General features: G+C 48.4%; 14 protein-coding genes. 6 read left to right on the forward strand and 8 right to left on the reverse strand.

The window, feature by feature from the left end:
* Positions 1-42: 42 nt before the first annotated feature.
* From yfdE to G434_RS16615, 5 genes are all read right to left on the reverse strand, one after another.
* The gene (yfdE, locus tag G434_RS16635) at positions 43-1,188 is read right to left on the reverse strand and encodes a CoA:oxalate CoA-transferase (RefSeq protein ID WP_000183682.1); all 1,146 of its coding nucleotides are present in this window, start codon (positions 1,186-1,188) and stop codon (positions 43-45) included.
* A gap of 73 nt (positions 1,189-1,261) precedes the next feature.
* On the reverse strand, positions 1,262-2,206 hold the full coding sequence (yfdV, locus tag G434_RS16630; protein ID WP_000955028.1) for a transporter YfdV: 945 nt from the start codon (positions 2,204-2,206) through the stop codon (positions 1,262-1,264).
* A gap of 68 nt (positions 2,207-2,274) precedes the next feature.
* Positions 2,275-3,969: an oxalyl-CoA decarboxylase gene (gene oxc / locus G434_RS16625; protein ID WP_001283461.1), complete on the reverse strand. Its 1,695-nt coding sequence runs from the start codon at positions 3,967-3,969 to the stop codon at positions 2,275-2,277.
* A 53-nt stretch (positions 3,970-4,022) separates the two neighbouring features.
* Entirely contained in the window at positions 4,023-5,273 is a 1,251-nt protein-coding gene (gene frc, locus G434_RS16620; protein WP_000106757.1) for a formyl-CoA transferase, read from the reverse strand.
* 511 nt (positions 5,274-5,784) lie between these two features.
* Positions 5,785-6,417 carry a YfdX family protein gene (locus G434_RS16615; RefSeq protein ID WP_000825607.1) on the reverse strand — a complete coding sequence of 211 codons (633 nt, stop codon included), beginning with the start codon at positions 6,415-6,417 and terminating at the stop codon, positions 5,785-5,787.
* 295 nt (positions 6,418-6,712) lie between these two features.
* Between G434_RS16615 and ypdI the strand changes: the two genes are divergently transcribed.
* Positions 6,713-6,988, forward strand: a complete 276-nt coding sequence (gene ypdI / locus G434_RS16610) for a colanic acid biosynthesis lipoprotein YpdI (RefSeq protein ID WP_000867660.1) — start codon at positions 6,713-6,715, stop codon at positions 6,986-6,988.
* A 76-nt stretch (positions 6,989-7,064) separates the two neighbouring features.
* On the opposite strand, the gene G434_RS16605 is transcribed toward ypdI, so the two are convergent.
* Positions 7,065-7,307, reverse strand: coding sequence for a YfdY family protein (locus tag G434_RS16605; protein ID WP_000639883.1), 243 nt, complete (start codon positions 7,305-7,307; stop codon positions 7,065-7,067).
* A 352-nt stretch (positions 7,308-7,659) separates the two neighbouring features.
* Between G434_RS16605 and lpxP the strand changes: the two genes are divergently transcribed.
* Positions 7,660-8,580, forward strand: a complete 921-nt coding sequence (gene lpxP / locus G434_RS16600; protein ID WP_000484395.1) for a kdo(2)-lipid IV(A) palmitoleoyltransferase — start codon at positions 7,660-7,662, stop codon at positions 8,578-8,580.
* Between the two features lie 355 nt (positions 8,581-8,935).
* A complete protein-coding gene (gene ypdK / locus G434_RS29035) occupies positions 8,936-9,007 on the forward strand; it encodes a membrane protein YpdK (protein ID WP_010723117.1) in 72 nt (23 codons plus the stop codon).
* Positions 9,008-9,071: 64 nt separating this feature from the next.
* On the opposite strand, the gene alaC is transcribed toward ypdK, so the two are convergent.
* Positions 9,072-10,310 carry an alanine transaminase gene (gene alaC, locus G434_RS16595; protein ID WP_000785910.1) on the reverse strand — a complete coding sequence of 413 codons (1,239 nt, stop codon included), beginning with the start codon at positions 10,308-10,310 and terminating at the stop codon, positions 9,072-9,074.
* A gap of 376 nt (positions 10,311-10,686) precedes the next feature.
* Here alaC and ypdA point away from each other — a divergent pair, with 376 nt between their 5' ends.
* The 3 genes from ypdA to G434_RS16580 are packed head-to-tail and all read left to right on the forward strand — an operon-like array spanning position 10,687 to position 14,003.
* A complete protein-coding gene (gene ypdA, locus G434_RS16590) occupies positions 10,687-12,384 on the forward strand; it encodes a two-component system sensor histidine kinase YpdA (RefSeq protein ID WP_000544359.1) in 1,698 nt (565 codons plus the stop codon).
* A 14-nt stretch (positions 12,385-12,398) separates the two neighbouring features.
* Complete coding sequence (gene ypdB, locus G434_RS16585; RefSeq protein WP_001295458.1) at positions 12,399-13,133, forward strand: two-component system response regulator YpdB; 735 nt, start codon at positions 12,399-12,401, stop codon at positions 13,131-13,133.
* A gap of 12 nt (positions 13,134-13,145) precedes the next feature.
* The gene (locus G434_RS16580; protein ID WP_000646862.1) at positions 13,146-14,003 is read left to right on the forward strand and encodes an AraC family transcriptional regulator; all 858 of its coding nucleotides are present in this window, start codon (positions 13,146-13,148) and stop codon (positions 14,001-14,003) included.
* Positions 14,004-14,005: 2 nt separating this feature from the next.
* Here the strand turns inward: G434_RS16580 and ptsP are convergent, their stop codons facing one another.
* Positions 14,006-16,501 (reverse strand): phosphoenolpyruvate--protein phosphotransferase, encoded by a 2,496-nt coding sequence (ptsP, locus tag G434_RS16575; protein WP_000955825.1) that lies wholly within the window; start codon positions 16,499-16,501, stop codon positions 14,006-14,008.
* Between the last annotated feature and the right edge of the window lie 10 nt (positions 16,502-16,511).

The following is a 16,511-nucleotide window of genomic DNA, read 5'->3' on the forward strand; positions in this document are numbered from 1 at the left end:
ACAATGTTCAAATGTGGGAGCTATTTACCAGCACATCTTAATTTACGATGAGAATTCCTGGCGAATTTGTTCCCCATGCTGGTCGAGCGTTGCCGCTCCCGGCATAACATGCGGGTCCGCGCAGCCGCTGATTTTTATCGGATTACCCGGCATCATTATTCCCCCGGCTTCAATCAACATATTTCTCGCCTGAGTTTGTGGCAAATTAATGGCCTCAGCCACACTTAATAACGGCGCTACGGGTACACCAACTTCATGTATTCTGGCTAACCAAACTTCAGCTGCCTGTGTTTTTAACGTCCGCTCAATATATTGTTTAAGAATAGCCTGGTTTTGTACGCGTAAAATATTGCTGATAAATCGGGGATCATCAACCAGCTCCGTCAGATCCAGTGCCTGACATAACGCAGAAAAAAGCTTGTCATTACCACAACAAATCGTAATCGGCTTATCCTGAGTATCGAAAACATCAAAAGGTGCCATGTAGGGGTGACGATTTCCCAGACGTTGTGGTGACTTCCCAGTCGCGATATATGCCATCAGTCCGTGCTCCAGAAAACTCAGCGTGGCATCAAACATCGCTATATCGACATGCGCCCCTCGTTGGCTCTTTTCGCGGCCATAAAGTGCACTCACTATTCCACTGAATAAATAGACACCGCCACATAAATCCGCAAGAGAGGTACCCACGCGCACTGGCGGAGCATCAGGGTATCCCGTTTCCATCATTATCCCGCTCATTGCCTGAATGATGGTATCGTAGGCAGGAGCATCTTTTAGCGGGCCGGTATGCCCAAAACCTGACGATGAAGCATATATGAGACGCGGGTTGATTTCTTGTAGCGTTTCCCATGAAAACCCCAGTTTTTCCATTGTACCTGGGCGAAAATTCTCAGCTAATACATCCGCTTGTTTAAGCATATTTATAAATATGCTTTTATCGTGATCATTCTTTAAATCAAGAACCACACTCTCTTTGCCATGATTAATAAAACTGTAATAGAGTGACTGTCCATCCACATAGGGACCAAATGTGCGGGTATCATCACCATGACCCGGCGGCTCAACTTTAATTACCCTTGCGCCCATATTACAAAGAAGTTGAGTTCCGAAAGGTCCATTAAGGACATGTGTCATATCGATAACTAATAAGCCTTCAAACGGCCCTTTGCATTCATTATTTGTCATTTGCTTATGCCTTGAAAAAAGCCGAAGGTGAAAAGACACTTCGGCATTTATGTAAAATCAATAACATGATTAATTATGAAACCAGTCGACTGACATAAATCCACAAAGGAGCCGTGACGACAAAGCCCAGTACGCTCACAGCCAGTGACGCTGTACCAGTGCGGGTGTAGACATTAAACCGGCTGGCAATAATGATTCCGGAGAATGCCGGCGGTAAGGCGCCTGCCAGTACCATCATCTGCAAATGTTCGCTGTTCAAATGACATGCCATACCAACGAGAAGCAGCGCCAGTGGCATCAGAATTAGCTTCAGGAAGGTGTTATAAGCAATTTCGGCACTGAACTCGAATTTATGTGCAGCCAGAGTCAACCCCGCAGCGAATACCGCCACCCCTGAGTTTGCCTTCGCAATCAGATTAAAGGTTGGGTCCCATGCTGCCGGAATTTTTACCCCAACCAACACCAGGATCGTTGCCAGAACAGGTGCCCATACTACTGGCTCCTTTGCCGCAGAAATTAATGCGCTCAGATTACTATTCTTCTTACCATCCGCTCCTGAGGAAGGATTCAGCAAATACAGACCAATAGGAATAGTAATTGCGTTAACAATAATAGAAATAATTGCTACCACTAAACCTGTTGATACGGAATCGCCATAAATAGGATCGAGAACTGCAAATCCCAGGAATCCGATGGTAGGTGAACCTGCAATTAATGCACATACTGCTGCTTCTGCATGAGTACGTTTAAAAAATTTGTAGCAACCAAACCAGGAGAAAAAGAAACATCCGACAATAACCACAAGTGATACAAGGGTCAGGCGAGTGTCCGCAAAAATCATTTCCCTGTTTGCCCGGGTAATAGAAACAAATAGGGCCGCAGGAAGAGCGTAGTTTAATACCAGTTTATTAAATGCCCGGGCTTGATCTTCTGAAAAAGTTTCTCGTCTGCCGCTAAAATAACCCAACAGCATGATTACGATAATAGGCAATAAATCGCCAATAAAAAATGTTAGCATAATAGTATTTCCGATAAGGGTCCCCTCACCATCGATAATGAGTTGGCAAGAGGAGACGATGTCAGTATTTAATTACCAGCGACTTGTTTTGGGTTAAGTTTGGTAATATGGCCACTTTCAGTTCCTGCTGCAGGGTCGATGACCACATTAATAATGGTCGGTTTGCGCGACTGAATACCGGTGGTTAAAGCATGACGAAGTTCATCTGTCGTAGTGACGTTATAGCCAACGCCACGAAACGCATCCATTAATTTGTCATACCTTGCATGGTGCAATAGATCTGTTGGTGATGGTGCACCAGCGCCACTGAGATCAACACCGTCTCCTCTGTAGATGCCGCCATTATTAAAAATAACGATCGTCACCGGCAGGTTATATCGACAAATCGTTTCAATCTCCATCCCACTGAAGCCAAAAGCACTATCACCTTCAATGGCGACAACCGGAGAACCAGAGGTCACGCTAGCACCGATGGCATAGCCCATACCGATGCCCATGACACCCCAGGTACCACAATCCAGACGGCGACGTGGTTTATACATATCAATAATATTTCGTGCATTATCCAGGGTATTTGCACCTTCATTAACTAAATAAATATCCTGGTTCTCGCGCAATACATCGCGCACAGCACTTAATGCATTAAAGTAATTTAATGGTTGAGTATCTGTACTTAATTTTTCATGCATTTTTTGTGCATTTTGCTGCTTGTGGATATTTAAAATATCGCGCCATACCAGTGGAGTCGTAAATGTGTTTTGTTTCAGTTCTGCCAGCATACCTTGCATACTGGATGCAATATCGCCAACGACTGGCACAGCAATGGGGCGGTTGCTGTCAATTTCCTGCGGTTCAATATCCAGTTGAATAAACTGTGTATCTGCCGCCCATCCTTTTTTACCGTGTGCCAGTAACCAATTCAGTCGTGCACCAACAAGCATGACAACGTCAGCATTTGCCAGGGCAAACGAACGCGCAGTTGCCGCAGAAAGTGGATGTGTATCTTCGAGGATCCCTTTCGCCATAGACATTGGCAGGAATGGAATCTGGGCACTTTCAATAAATTCACGAAGCTGTTCATCCGCTTGTGAATACGCCGCGCCTTTGCCAAGGATAACTAATGGTCGTTCAGCTTTTGCTAAAAGCGAAATTGCGCTAGCGACTGACTTCGGGCATGGCAATAATGCTGGCGACGGATTTTCAACTTTTACAATCGTGGTTAACGCTTCGTCTTTTTCCATCGTCGCGGCCAGGACATTTGCAGGCAAATCAAGATAAACTCCGCCAGGGCGACCCGATACTGAGACCCGGATAGCGCGTGCCAATGCAATGCCAAGATCCTGCGGCTGATTAACGCGAAATGCTGCTTTGGCATACGGTTTTGCCGCATTCATTTGGTCCAGCTCTTCATAATCACCTTGCTGTAGGTCGACGATCGCGCGGTCGCTGGAGCCGCTAATCATGATCATCGGAAAACCATTTACCGTTGCGTTGGCCAATGCGGTCAAACCATTGAGGAATCCTGGCGCAGAAACTGTCAGGCAGATCCCCGGTTTTTGGGTAAGAAAACCGCTTGCCGCAGCGGCATAGCCTGCCGACTGCTCATGACGAAAACCAATATAACGAATGCCTTCCGCCTGGGCATGGCGTGCCATATCCGTCACAGGAATACCTACAACACCATAAATAGTGTCAATATCATTCTGTTTTAATGCTTCAACGATGATATGCATACCATCTGTCATTTGAAGTTGATCTGACATGATTAATAACCTCGAAATTTTTATAAATTGGGAGCCAGAAGCCCCCGTTAATATCAGATGGCGTGGTTTTGCTTCATTGCAGCAATTTCATCGTCGCTATAACCCAGCTCCTGCAATACAGCAGCGGTATGTTCACCTAATAGCGGCGCAGCTTTAATATCCGGCGTAAAGGCAGAGAATTTCATTGGACAACCAACTGTCAGATATTTTCCACGCAACGGTTGTTCCACTTCAACAACACTGCCACTTTGGCGCAAAGAGGGATCAAGTGAAATTTCTTTCATACTTAAAACCGGTGCACAAGGAATATCAAACTGAGTCAAATAGGCCACCGCTTCATGTTTATCAATAGTGACAGTGTATTTTTCGATTTCAGCAAAAATATCGAAAATATGTGGCTGTCGGGCATGGGCTGTACTGTATGCCGGATCGGTAATCCAATCTGGTTTGCCGATGGCTTTACAGGTGTTTTCCCAGTTTTGCTCCTGAATAGTGAAATAAATATAGGCGTTAGGATCGGTTTCCCAGCCTTTACATTTCAGGATCCAGCCAGGCTGACCGCCACCACCCGCATTACCTCCGCGGGGAACTGCATCACCAAATGTGCCATTCGGATACTGCGGGTATTCTTCCAGATAACCCAATTTATCGAGACGCTGCTGGTCGCGTAATTTCACGCGGCAAAGGTTCAATACGGCATCCTGCATTGACATGGTGACTCGTTGCCCACGCCCCGTTTTTTCACGATGCAGCAAAGCAGCAAGTAAACCGATCAGTAAATGCATTCCGGTGTTGCTGTCACCCAACGCTGCAGCGCTTACCAGCGGCGGACCGTCCCAAAAACCCGTAGTGGATGCCGCGCCACCCGCTGCCTGAGCAACGTTTTCATAGGCTTTTACATTCACATAAGGCGAACACTCATCAAACCCTTTGATCGAACCAAAAATCAGACGTGGATTGATTTCTTGAATATGCTCCCAGGTGAAGCCCATGTGATCAATAGCCCCAGGATGAAAGTTCTCGACTAAGATATCAGCTTCGCGGATCAGCTTTTCCATTACCTCTTTGCCTTCCGCTGTTTTGGTATTTAATTCAATAGAACGTTTGTTACTGTTAAGCATGGTGAAGTAAAGCGCATCGATATCAGGAATATCTCGCAGCTGGTGACGCGTTACGTCACCAACGCCGGGACGTTCAATTTTAATGACGTCAGCGCCAAACCAGGCCAGCATTTGAGTACAAGATGGGCCAGATTGCACACCGGTGAAATCGAGAACTTTAATTCCTTGAAGTGGAGTTGACATAGCAATACCTATTAGTTAATTAAATATGTGTTAATTTAGCGTTTATTTAAGACATAACGCCTCTATAAATAATCCGCAAAATATCGTCGTAGCTGCACTCGATATTTTTAAATTCCTGTATCAAGTACTGAAAATCATTTCATCGCTACTTCCAATTCCTTTCTGCATGGTAAGTAGTGAGGACGAAAAGAAGAATATGATAAATATTGGTTCGCGGTAATCAGAGAGAGCCGCGACATTTGTGATGTTATTCTTACAACTGTAAGAAGCGCCGGTGATTTACAAGTAAGGGTATGATTACGCTTTTTAAAGCGTACCATAAAACATAACATAATAAATGATTTGTGATGACACGGGATTATTGCGGTTTACTTTGAGGAAGATAAAATGCGAGTTTATAGAACCGCGAGCGCCAAATAATTTTATGACCACAATCTGTCGTATTGTGGTCATAAAAAATTGTCGGCTGGAGGGAGTTAAATCCTTTACCTCAATATACTGCCTGTCAGCATTAGTTCACAAACAGTGCTTCGCTATCGACGATGATTCCATCTTCCGCACCTTTAAGCGCCAGGTTTGCCTCGTAGTATTGCTTTTTATCAAGCAGTTTCTGCGCATCAGCAAGTGCATTACGAGTCTGTTTGAGCGGCATCAGATATTGGTTTTCCATTACGCCAACACCGGCCAGGCGAAGCTCTTCCATTGCGCCCTTTTTATCCCCTTTCGCCATTTTTTCGTTGGCAATTTTTATCGCGGCTTCTTTTTCGGGTGTCGCTACATAACTCTCAGAAATTCCGATAGATGCATTAATGACAATATATTGGTCATCATTGACATTGGTTTTTTTTCCTGGCTTAGCGAACTTTGCCCATTCGGTACTGTCATCTGACAACAAAGCTGAAGCTTCATTGGTCAGTTCTTTTGCCTTTTCCGGATCGCCATGAAACAGAGCCAGGCGCGCTACCTGCACGTCACGCATCGCATATAAACCTTGTTCAGAGATACGCTCTGCTGCTGCCGTTTTCTGGGTTTGCTGAACTTGCTGAGTTTGCTGTTGTGCCGCTACCGGTGCATTATCAGCCGCCCATACAGTTGAAGATGCCAGAATTGCTGTGACCATCGTAGCCATAATTAAACGTTTCATACTTACCTCATTCTTTAACAGTTTTAGAAAACGCCGCCATCATATTGGGTGAGTATGAAATGAGAAATCAGAGAGCAACGGTCATTTTGAAAGGGTTATCTTACAGTTGTAGTTATTATCGCAAGAAGTATTTTAGTCTTACAATTGTAGGAATATGCTTCCTGTCACAGAGAACTATTCTTATATACCAAAAAGAGATGTCATTTATTATATCGATGTAAATACTGATTAATTATATGTAAATACAGCAATAACGTCGTAGGTTTTCAGTGAACCATTTTCAGGATAACTTTCTATGAAAGTAAACTTAATGCTTTTTAGCTTATTTTTATTGGTCTCTATTATGGCATGCAATGTTTTTGCATTTTCTATTTCTGGTGGTGGTAGTGAGGCGAGCTATAAAGAGACGGAAAAAACGTCAGCGATGACGACCACACACTCTACAAAACTTCAGCCATCACAGGCGATTTTGTTTAAGATGAGAGAAGATGCGCCACCATTAAATCTCACAGAAGACATTACGCCCCCTTTTTCGACAAAGGCGAATTATCTTATTCATCCTGTGCGATAGCGTCTGTCACATGGCAGGTGAACAATCATGTCTGATGCTGATGTGAACACCTGCCCAAATGAACCATCCTGACCCACTACCGCCTGCCATAGCCCACCATAAAGCGAATCATCAAGCCACAAGCCGGGGCAAGAAACATAAATATCCCCGTCACCAGTTCATTACCGCCAGTTAACCACATGGTGAAGTAATAAATGAGTGCAGCGAGGATCACCATGCCGAAGAAAGAAGAGACCGCCGATACCACGTTCAGGACCTGACCAATGTAGCCGCTTACGCAGACAATACACAGGGCGAGAAACATCCATAAATAAATCATAGCTCAACCTCCTGCCGCGCTAAAAAACCTGTAACTTCAGTCACTTTAATAGTAAGACAATCCTTAACCTCTGGCAATTTTTGCTAAGCATCAATGAAAACAGCACCTTAAATGCAACACTATTGCGTGGGGAAAACTTTTTACTTTGCACGATTAATAATCAGTAGCTGAAAGCAGTCAGCCAGTGATAAAGTAGAGCCACCGCATTCATGCTCCTCGTGGTTATGTCCTGACTAGTCTTTACACTCTTTACAGGAACCATTGTCGTACATGATGGCCCAACCAATTGAGTGTACCGCTGTCGACATGGAATCTTCTGCGATACAACAATTCGTATCTACAGAAGGTAACTATGTTTCCACAATGCAAATTTTCCCGCGAGTTTCTACATCCTCGCTACTGGCTCACATGGTTTGGGCTTGGTGTACTCTGGCTTTGGGTACAGCTTCCTTATCCTGTTCTCTGCTTTCTCGGCACGCGTATTGGCGCAATAGCGCGACCATTCCTGAAACGGCGTGAATCTATCGCCCGTAAAAACCTGGAACTTTGTTTCCCACAGCATTCTGCGGAAGAACGCGAGAAGATGATTGCCGAAAACTTTCGTTCACTCGGCATGGCGCTGGTAGAAACCGGCATGGCGTGGTTCTGGCCCGACAGTCGCGTACGTAAATGGTTTGATGTTGAAGGGTTGGATAACCTTAAACGCGCACAAATGCAAAATCGCGGCGTAATGGTTGTCGGCGTCCATTTTATGTCGCTGGAACTGGGCGGCCGCGTGATGGGACTGTGCCAACCAATGATGGCTACCTATCGTCCACATAATAATCAGCTGATGGAATGGGTGCAGACCCGTGGGCGCATGCGCTCTAACAAAGCGATGATCGGCAGAAATAATCTGCGCGGCATTGTCGGTGCACTGAAGAAAGGTGAAGCGGTATGGTTTGCTCCCGATCAGGATTATGGTCGTAAAGGCAGCTCCTTCGCGCCGTTCTTTGCGGTGGAAAATGTCGCCACAACCAATGGTACGTATGTCCTTTCACGTCTCTCTGGCGCAGCCATGTTAACCGTAACGATGGTAAGAAAAGCGGATTACAGCGGATATCGTTTGTACATCACCCCAGAGATGGAAGGCTACCCGGCAGATGAAAATCAAGCCGCTGCCTATATGAACAAGATTATCGAAAAAGAGATCATGCGCGCACCGGAGCAGTACCTCTGGATCCACCGTCGCTTTAAAACGCGCCCGGTGGGAGAATCGTCGCTATACATTTAACAAACTGCTCTAACTCTTTCCCTCCTCAAATCAGCCATAATAACCTCATGGTTTTTATGGCTTTTTTCTTAAGGTTTTTTCCTTCGCTGAATCTCTAATTATTACCGTCAGAAATTAAACTGTCGCCGATATGAGACACCTGTAAGTTACTAAAAGTAAATAAGAAAATGCCTCTTGTCTCGTTTCAGTTTTAGGCGTACATTAGCGCCGTCTGGAGCAGTTTAGCTCAGAATTCTGGGGTGATGCCCACGGTAAAATACAGGACTTTTAAGGTCGTTTTGCCCGGTGTCAACTCACTGTATCAGGTGTAATGAAGTCATTCAGGCGTAACAGTAATTACGCGGAGAGATGTAAAGTGAAATATTTCTTTATGGGCATTTCTTTTATGGTCATCGTTTGGGCCGGTACTTTTGCCCTGATGATCTAAAAGCAAACTGTGCAATGAAAAACAGGAGCCATCTGGCTCCTGTTTGCATTTCTGGCGATGGTGTTTATTCCGCGTTTTCGTGAATATGTTTGCTGCTGGCGGGAAGTAAACCGTCGGCACGGAACATCGCTTTAATTCCACGAATCGCCTGACGAATACGGTCGCGGTTTTCAATCAGTGCAAAGCGAACATGCGTGTCGCCGTAGTCGCCAAAGCCAATCCCCGGAGAGACACAGACCTTCGCTTCGTTCAGCAGCTTCTTGGCAAATTCCAGCGAGCCCATGGCAGCATACGGTTCCGGGATTTTCGCCCAGACATACATCGAAGCCTTCGGCATTTCGACCATCCAGCCCGCTTCATGCAGCCCTTTAACCAGTACATCACGGCGGCGTTTGTACTGTTCGGCAATATCGCGCACGCACTGTTGATCGCCCTCCAGCGCCGCAATCGCTGCCACCTGCAACGGCGTAAAGGTGCCGTAATCGTGATAGCTTTTAATACGTGCCAGCGCGCTGACCAGCGTTTTGTTGCCAACCATAAAGCCGATACGCCAGCCCGCCATGTTGTAGCTTTTCGACAGCGTAAAGAACTCGACCGCCACATCGCGTGCACCCGGCACCTGCATGATTGACGGCGCTTTCCAGCCATCGTAGACGATATCGGCATAGGCCAGGTCATGGACCACCAGCACATCGTAGCGTTTCGCCAGCGCCACAACCTTCACAAAGAATTCCAGTTCCACGCATTGCGCGGTTGGGTTCGACGGGAAGCCGAGGATCATCATCTTCGGTTTCGGATAACTTTCGCGAATGGCGCGTTCCAGTTCGTTGAAGAAATCGACACCTTCCACCAGCGGCACTGAGCGTACCTGCGCCCCGGCAATCACCGCGCCGTAAATATGAATCGGGTAGCTTGGATTAGGCACCAGTACAGTGTCACCATGATCCAGCGTCGCCAGCATCAGATGCGCCAGTCCCTCTTTCGAACCAATGGTGACGATGGCTTCTGATTCCGGGTCGATCTCGACGTCGTAGCGATCCTGATACCAGTGTGAAATGGCGCGACGTAGCCGCGGAATGCCGCGTGAAGTGGAGTAACCATGCGTGTCCGGGCGCTGGGCCACCGTACATAATTTTTCGACGATGTGCGGCGGAGTCGCACCGTCCGGGTTACCCATACTGAAATCGATAATATCTTCGCCGCGCCGACGCGCAGCCATTTTCAGTTCAGCGGTAATATTAAAAACGTAGGGCGGGAGACGATCAATGCGCGTAAAGCGACGTTCAGGGCGAGTGTCAGCCATAATTTCCTCAGATTAACGTTAGCGCCCGGACCGTCCGAGCGACGCTGCCACGATGGTGGCTGTTTTGAAAATAGCCTGATTAATTTCTGTCTGTCCAGCGTTTTAGAACATTTTTATCAATGGCTTTAAATGAGGAACGCCACTTCAAAAACAGGAAATTTATCTGCGCTAACAAGAAAATTACCACTCATTTTATTAACATTATAATTTCAATAAATTTACCAAGCAGATGTGCATTATCAAGAGATGCATTGCTAATACACCATTTATCTTTCAATCCCCTTTTAAAATTGTGGTTTTTCCTCAAAAACGGCCTGCTGGTCATCAGCCTTCAGGTTACCTATCATAGAGGTTTAATCCTTATTCAGAGTCACCCGTGCACGAAATATTCAACATGCTGCTGGCGGTCTTCGATCGGGCAGCGTTAATGCTTATCTGCCTGTTCTTTCTCATCCGTATCCGCCTGTTTCGCGAACTGTTGCACAAGTCGGCACACTCACCGAAAGAGCTGCTCGCCGTTACCGCCATTTTCTCGTTGTTTGCTCTGTTCAGCACCTGGTCCGGCGTTCCCGTAGAAGGCTCGCTGGTGAACGTTCGTATTATCGCGGTAATGTCAGGCGGGATTCTGTTTGGCCCGTGGGTAGGCATCATTACCGGCGTGATTGCGGGTATTCACCGGTATTTAATTGATATCGGCGGCGTGACGGCGATCCCCTGCTTTATCACCAGCATTCTGGCGGGTTGTATATCGGGCTGGATCAACCTGAAAATCCCCAAAGCACAGCGCTGGCGCGTCGGTATTCTCGGCGGCATGTTATGTGAAACGTTGACCATGATTCTGGTGATTGTCTGGGCACCAACTACCGCGTTGGGGATCGATATCGTCTCTAAAATCGGGATTCCAATGATCCTCGGTAGCGTCTGTATCGGCTTTATTGTGCTGCTGGTGCAAAGCGTTGAGGGCGAAAAAGAGGCCAGCGCCGCGCGGCAGGCCAAGCTGGCGCTGGATATCGCCAACAAAACGCTGCCGCTGTTTCGCCATGTCAATAGCGAGTCATTACGCAAAGTTTGTGAAATTATCCGCGATGATATTCATGCCGATGCGGTGGCGATTACCAATACCGATCATGTGCTGGCCTATGTTGGCGTGGGTGAACACAACTATCAGAATGGCGATGACTTCATTAGCCCGACTACCCGACAGGCGATGAATTACGGAAAAATCATCATTAAAAACAATGATGAAGCCCACCGCACACCAGAGATTCATTCCATGCTGGTGATCCCATTGTGGGAGAAAGGCGTTGTGACCGGAACACTGAAAATTTACTACTGCCACGCGCATCAGATTACGTCATCATTACAGGAAATGGCGGTCGGTCTGTCGCAAATCATCTCCACGCAACTGGAGGTTTCACGCGCCGAGCAGCTACGTGAAATGGCAAATAAGGCAGAGCTTCGCGCCCTGCAAAGCAAAATTAATCCCCATTTCCTGTTTAACGCTTTGAACGCTATTTCATCGTCGATCCGTCTGAATCCGGATACCGCTCGCCAGCTGATCTTTAATCTGTCGCGTTATCTGCGCTATAACATTGAATTAAAAGACGATGAGCAAATCGATATCAAAAAAGAGCTGTATCAAATTAAAGACTATATTGCCATTGAGCAGGCCCGCTTTGGCGACAAGCTGACGGTTATCTATGATATTGATGAAGAGGTGAATTGCTGCATTCCCAGCCTGCTGATCCAGCCGTTGGTGGAGAATGCCATTGTCCACGGTATTCAGCCTTGCAAAGGTAAAGGCGTTGTCACCATCAGCGTTGCAGAGTGCGGTAATCGGGTACGCATTGCGGTGCGAGACACCGGGCACGGCATCGATCCAAAAGTCATTGAGCGGGTCGAAGCGAACGAAATGCCGGGCAATAAAATTGGTTTGCTGAATGTCCATCATCGCGTGAAGTTATTGTATGGCGAGGGGCTGCATATCCGCCGCCTGGAACCAGGAACGGAAATTGCGTTTTACATTCCTAACCAACGCACCCCAGTCGCCTCACAGGCTACGTTATTGCTTTGAGCCGGAGTGATATTGTGAAAGTCATCATTGTTGAAGACGAATTCCTGGCACAACAGGAACTGAGCTGGCTAATTAAAGAGCACAGCCAGATGGAGATTGTCGGCACCTTTGACGACGGTCTGGACGTGTTGAAGTTTTTGCAGCATAACCGCGTCGACGCCATTTTTCTGGATATCAATATTCCGTCGCTGGATGGCGTGTTGCTGGCGCAAAACATCAGCCAGTTCGCCCATAAACCGTTTATTGTGTTCATCACCGCGTGGAAAGAACATGCGGTAGAAGCATTTGAACTGGAAGCGTTTGACTACATTCTCAAACCGTATCAGGAGTCACGCATTACCGGGATGCTGCAAAAACTGGAAGCAGCCTGGCAACAACAGCAGACCAGCAGTACGCCTGCCGCGACGGTAACGCGTGAGAATGACACCATTAATCTGGTGAAAGATGAGCGAATCATTGTCACGCCAATTAACGATATCTATTACGCCGAAGCGCACGAGAAAATGACCTTTGTCTATACGCGGCGTGAATCCTACGTAATGCCGATGAACATTACCGAGTTTTGCAGCAAGCTGCCGCCGTCGCATTTTTTCCGCTGCCATCGCTCATTTTGTGTCAATCTGAACAAAATCCGCGAGATCGAACCGTGGTTTAATAACACCTATATTCTGCGGCTGAAAGATCTGGATTTTGAAGTGCCGGTCAGCCGCAGCAAAGTTAAAGAATTCCGCCAGTTAATGCATCTTTAATCGGGAACTTTCATGAAAGCACCAGGCTTGCCCGCCGATCAACAATTTTTCGCCGATCTGTTCAGCGGCCTGGTGCTTAACCCGCAACTACTGGGGCGCGTCTGGTTTGCCAGCCAGCCTGCCTCATTGCCAGTGGGCAGTTTATGTATTGATTTTCCCCGTCTGGATATCGTGCTACGCGGCGAATACGGCAATCTGCTGGAAGCAAAGCAGCAACGTATGGTGGAAGGAGAAATGCTGTTTATTCCGGCACGCGCGGCTAATTTACCGGTCAACAACAAACCGGTGATGCTGTTAAGCCTGGTGTTCGCACCGACCTGGCTTGGGTTATCGTTTTACGATAGCCGTACCACGTCGTTGTTGCATCCTGCTCGCCAGATCCAGCTTCCCAGCCTGCAACGCGGTGAAGGTGAAGCGATGCTTACCGCCCTCACCCATCTTAGCCGTTCACCGCTGGAGCAGAATATCATTCAGCCACTGGTGTTAAGTTTGCTGCATCTTTGCCGCAACGTGGTGAATATGCCACCGGGCAATTCGCAGCCGCGCAGCGATTTTCTCTATCACAGCATTTGTAACTGGGTTCAGGATAATTATGCCCAGCCGCTCACCCGCGAGAGCGTGGCGCAGTTTTTTAATATCACGCCCAATCATCTGTCAAAACTGTTTGCCCAACATGGGACGATGCGTTTTATCGAGTATGTTCGCTGGGTGCGAATGGCGAAGGCGAGGATGATTTTGCAGAAATATCATCTGTCGATTCATGAAGTGGCGCAGCGTTGCGGTTTTCCGGATAGCGATTATTTTTGTCGCGTCTTCCGGCGTCAGTTTGGTCTGACGCCGGGAGAGTACAGCGCCCGCTTTCAGGGCTAACTTCAGAAGGTTAATTCCGTTTCCAGCAGCGTCAGGATGCTTTGCGCATCTTGCGCGGCGAACAGCGACTGGCGGAAGTTTTTATTCACCAGTTTACGCGCCAGCTGCGAGAAGACTTTCACATGATTCATCCCTTCGTTAGCGCCCAGTGTCAGCATGATCACCAGTTCGACTTCGCCCATTTCTGACTGCCAGTCAACCGGTTTCACCAGCCGGGCAATGCTGATACTGGAATGACGGATCCACTGAGATTTGGTGTGCGGGATCGCTACGCCAAAACCAACGCCTGTGGTAACAATCTCTTCCCGCTGCCAGACATCCTCTTCCAGCTCGAACGGATGTTCAGTGCGCCCGTTAACGCCGAGGTTACCGCACAGGAACTGGATCGCCTGCTCTTTATTGCTAAAGGACTGATCAACAAAGATATTCTCCAGCGCCAGCAGTGGGCGAACGTCTTCTTCCGGCGTAAAGGCGGTGAGTAACGCTTCAATTTCCTGCGCGCTGCGGCATTCACATGCCTGACGCGCCAGTTCCCGACACGCCTCGCTATCCAGTTGACGAAGCTGGCTTTTCACCGCCGGAATGCGCGGGCTACTCATACTTAACTCGTCCAGGCCCAGCCCAAGCAGTAGCGGCAGATAACGGCTTTCACCGCCCAGTTCACCGCAAATGCCTACCCATTTACCCCGCTGATGCGCAGTGGTAATAATCTGCTGCAACATGCGCAGGAACGATGGCGTAATCGGGTTATACAGCGGCGATACGCGCGGGTTATTACGATCGACCGCATACAGATACTGGGTCATATCGTTGGAGCCGATACTGAAGAAATCTACCTCATCGCAGAAGTGATCGATGATGTAGCACACCGACGGCACTTCCACCATGATACCCAGCGTAATCGTCTCTGCATGACGCAGGCCATCGCGCTTAAGCTCAACGATCGCTTTTTGGATCTCGCCCTTCACCCATAAGATCTGATCGAGGCTGTGAACCATTGGGATCATCAACTGGGCGTTGCCGAAACTGGCGGCGCGCAAAATGGCCCGCAGTTGAGTGCGGAACAGGCCCGCAAATTCCGGGTAAATACGTACCGCGCGATAGCCGAGGAACGGGTTCTCTTCCTGGGGAATATTCAGATAAGGAATGCTTTTATCGCCTCCGATGTCCATTGTGCGGAAGATAATCGGCTTGTCGCCCGCCGCCAGTAGCACCTGCTGGTAGGCTTCAAATTGCTCCTGCTCGTCCGGCGCGCTGTCGCGATCCATATAGAGCATTTCGGTACGGAACAGCCCGACGCCTTCCGCGCCGTTGGCAAACGCGCCAGGCGCTTCCAGAGCGGTGCCAATATTCGCCGCGATATCAATGCGCTTGTTATCACGGGAATAGGCCAGCTGCGCGGCAGCCTGCGCCTGCTGCTGCTGACGTTTATCTGCCAGCGTCTGCGCAACCTGATAATAACCGCTCACCGCGTCATTCGGGTTAATCGCCAGCACACCGCACTGGGCGTCAAGCACCGCCGGTTGCCCGGCATAGCGCGCGATCGCATCCAGCGGCAGGCCGCTAAGAACCGGGATCGCCGAGGCACGGGCCAGAATCAGGGTATGCGAGGTGCGCCCGGTTTTCTCCAGAATCATGCCCGCAAGATTTTTTAAATCGAGGCTCAAAAACTGGCTTGGGGTTAAATCCTCGGCCACCAGAATAGTCGGTTTTTCCAGCACCAGATTGTTGCGCGGCTTCAGTTCCGGCCAGGTGATATGCAGCAACTGTTCGCTGATATCGCGAATGTCGCTGACCCGCTCGCGCAGATAATCGCTGGCAGAAGCAGATAGTTTGGCGCAAACCTGCTCCATATTGCTGATGATCGCCGCCCCCAGCCCCTGATGCTGTTCTGCCATAAGGCGACGGATATTGCCTGCAAATTCATCATCCTGAATCAGCGACAAATGGGCGCTGAGGATAGTTTTGCTTTCGCCGTCACGCTCACGCAGCTGCTGGTTCAGTTGCTCGGCAAGCGTTGCCAGGCTGTGCTCCAGCCGGGTGGAGTCTTGCGCACTGGCCGGGATGGCCCGATAACTGTCGAGGCTGTCGCTCTGTAACAGGGTCAGCGTACCCACGCCGACGCCGCTTGCCAGCACATTGCCGTACAGTAAATCAGGATTCAGACGGCTTAATGAACGCGGCAGCGGATGCGCCGTCAGTTCTGCCTGTGTTGGCTGGATGCTGTCGCTGTCGATAAAGCGCACCTGGATGTACTCTTCCAGCACGCGCCGCGCCTGCTCTTCATCGCTGCCGCTAATGTTCAGGCTGCAACTGTCATTAAATAAAGTGCCGGTGCCAATCAGCGCCAGCGAACTTTTCGCATCGGCCTTTGCGTTCTGGCGATGGTTAATAAAAGTGATTTCGCTTTGCCACTGGCTGCACTGTTCTTTAAGTTCCCACGCCGGACGAGCATGAATACCGTTAGGCAAAGGACAGAGAAATTGAATCGTTAACATAACCGCTCCG

This window comes from Escherichia sp. KTE172, assembly GCF_000408845.1.
In the GTDB taxonomy this organism is placed as follows: Bacteria; Pseudomonadota; Gammaproteobacteria; order Enterobacterales; family Enterobacteriaceae; genus Escherichia; species Escherichia coli.